3 protein-coding genes are annotated in these 2,200 nt (G+C 60.7%); all 3 read right to left on the bottom strand.

The features are described 5' to 3' along the window. Nucleotides 1–92: 92 nt before the first annotated feature. From EN991_RS33340 to EN991_RS33330, 3 genes are read right to left on the bottom strand one after another with little or no spacing between them, the layout of a single operon-like run. Nucleotides 93–542 carry a hypothetical protein gene (locus EN991_RS33340; RefSeq protein WP_127370327.1) on the bottom strand — a complete coding sequence of 150 codons (450 nt, stop codon included), beginning with the start codon at nt 540–542 and terminating at the stop codon, nt 93–95. Beyond that, nucleotides 539–1,138: a cytochrome c oxidase subunit 3 gene (locus tag EN991_RS33335; RefSeq protein WP_127370326.1), complete on the bottom strand. Its 600-nt coding sequence runs from the start codon at nt 1,136–1,138 to the stop codon at nt 539–541. Before EN991_RS33335 ends, EN991_RS33340 begins: the two co-directional genes overlap by 4 nt. After that, a complete protein-coding gene (locus tag EN991_RS33330; RefSeq protein ID WP_281058836.1) occupies nt 1,131–2,192 on the bottom strand; it encodes a cbb3-type cytochrome c oxidase subunit I in 1,062 nt (353 codons plus the stop codon). Before EN991_RS33330 ends, EN991_RS33335 begins: the two co-directional genes overlap by 8 nt. Between the last annotated feature and the right edge of the window lie 8 nt (nt 2,193–2,200).

The following is a 2,200-nucleotide window of genomic DNA, read 5'->3' as shown; positions in this document are numbered from 1 at the left end:
TTCCACCACTGGCTCGCCGAACCATCGCGTCCAGATGGGCGAGGCGGCATTTTCCGCAAAGGCGGGCGTCGCCAGCACGGCGGCCGGCGCGCTCAAAAGAAGAGGGCGAAGCATGGTGATACCAAAAACGGAACCAGCAGCGCGAAAACCGCGCCAACGATGAAAATCGAACTCGAGACGATGCCACTGAGCCCAAGGAAACGGGTGCGCCCGATTCCCGTCGTCAATCCTTCATGATGATCGCCGGAGCCTTCCTCTCGGGTAAGGCGCCAAGTGCGATGCGCGGCCCAAAGGCCCAGGATCGACGTTGCGACCGCGATGACGCCGATGATCGCATACAGCATGGCGGTCGGTTCAAAGGGCAAGGCGCCCAACCTCCCGGCGGCGCATCTGTCGCCGTTGAGAACATAGGACACGAGCAATTGCAGCGACCACGCCGCGGGCGCCGCGATTAAACCGACGCTCACTAGCCACCACGGCGCCTCGTGCCGCAAGGGCGATGGATGCTGCACGCCTTTGGCGAGGGGGTGAAGCGCGCTCATGAGAATTGCGGCACCAGATAGGCGGTGGTGAACACCGCGATCCACACCACGTCGACGAAGTGCCAGTAGAGCGCGCCGAGAACAAGGTGTTCGTGATGGACGTTTCCGAAACGCCCCATAAGGGTCCAGATCAGGAGCATGACCAGCATCAACAAGCCGACCGCCACATGCGCCATGTGCACGCCGGTCAGAATGAAGAACACTGAGCTATAGGAGTTGGTGGAAAAATTGAACGGTTTTCCCGCCCATTCGAAACTTTGGACCGTGATGAAGACCGCGCCGAGGACGATGGTCCCGACGAGAAAAAGCGCCAAGCGGCCATTGGACCTGCGGCTGCGAAACTCGCGCACTCCCCAGCCCAACAGAAAGCTGCTGCCGACGAGAATAAACGTGTTTGGAAGCGCGAGCTTGAGGCTGGGGGCGCCCGACGGTGGCCATGGGCCGTCCTGCTGCGAGCCGAGATAGGCATAGCTGAAGATCAGGTAAACGAAAAGAATGGCCTCGGTGGCGATCAGGCAAACCATGCCCCACCAAGCGGTCGAAACCACCCCGGCGCCCCCGACAGGCAGGATCTGGCCATGCGCGTGGTCACTCATAGACTTCCACCCTTTCCTCCGCGACGTGGGGTTGCGGCGTGAGCCACACGGCTAGAATCACGATCTCGCAGACTAGGCCGAACACCATCAGCCAGATCACCTGCGCCAACATGCCGAAGAACAACAGCATCATCCCGACCGAGAGCAGGAACGGCAGGATGCTGTCGCCCGGCATTTTCAGGACGACATTGGGCTCGGCATCGAGCAGGGTGACGCCGATGGTTTCCTTTCCCCGATCCAGCACCATGCCGTCCGGCGCGGCGTCGCCGACAACGGACCGCTCCTCGCTTTCCTTGAGCCGATCCTCCCAAAGCGGATAGCGAGAAGCAATCTGCGGAATGGTCGCGAAATTATAGACCGGCGGCGGCGAGGTCGTCGCCCATTCGAGAGTCGGCGCGTCCCAGGGATTGTCACCCGCCACCGCGCCAGCCCGTAGGCTCTTGGCCACATTGATTAGGAAAAGGAGAGCGCCCGCTGCGAAAACGAATGCGCCAACGCTTGAAAGTAAATTCAGCCAGCCCAGGCCCATGCCCGAGGGATAAGTATAGATGCGGCGCGGCATGCCCATCAACCCGCTGATGTGCATTGGGAAAAAGGCGGCGTTGAAGCCGATGAACATAACCCAGAAGGTCCATTTGCCGAGCCGTTCGTCCAGCATCCGGCCGCTCATCTTCGGAAACCAATAATGGATGCCGCCGATAACCGGGAAAACATTGATTCCAAGCAGAACGTAATGGAGGTGGGCGACGACGAAATAGGTGTCGGTGAGCTGCCAGTCGAGCGCAACCGATGCGGTCATGAAACCGGAGACGCCGCCGATGACGAAAAGCAGGATGAAGCCAGCGAAGAACAGGAACGGCGTCGTGAACTGCGGCTTGCCCGTCCAAATGGTTGCGATCCAGGCGAAAACGCCGATTGCGCTGGGCACCGCGATGACGAAACTGGCGGCGCTGAAAAACGCCAGCGACATCACGGGCAGCCCGGTCGCGAACATGTGATGCACCCACACGCCGAAGCCGAGGACCATCGTGGCGACGGTCGAGATTGCGACCAGCGTATAGC

It is taken from the genome of Mesorhizobium sp. M7A.F.Ca.US.005.03.2.1 (assembly GCF_003997795.1).
Lineage (GTDB): Bacteria > Pseudomonadota > Alphaproteobacteria > Rhizobiales > Rhizobiaceae > Mesorhizobium > Mesorhizobium ciceri.
Note: the sequence above shows the minus strand (reverse complement) of the source record. Positions and strands in the feature narration are given on the sequence as shown.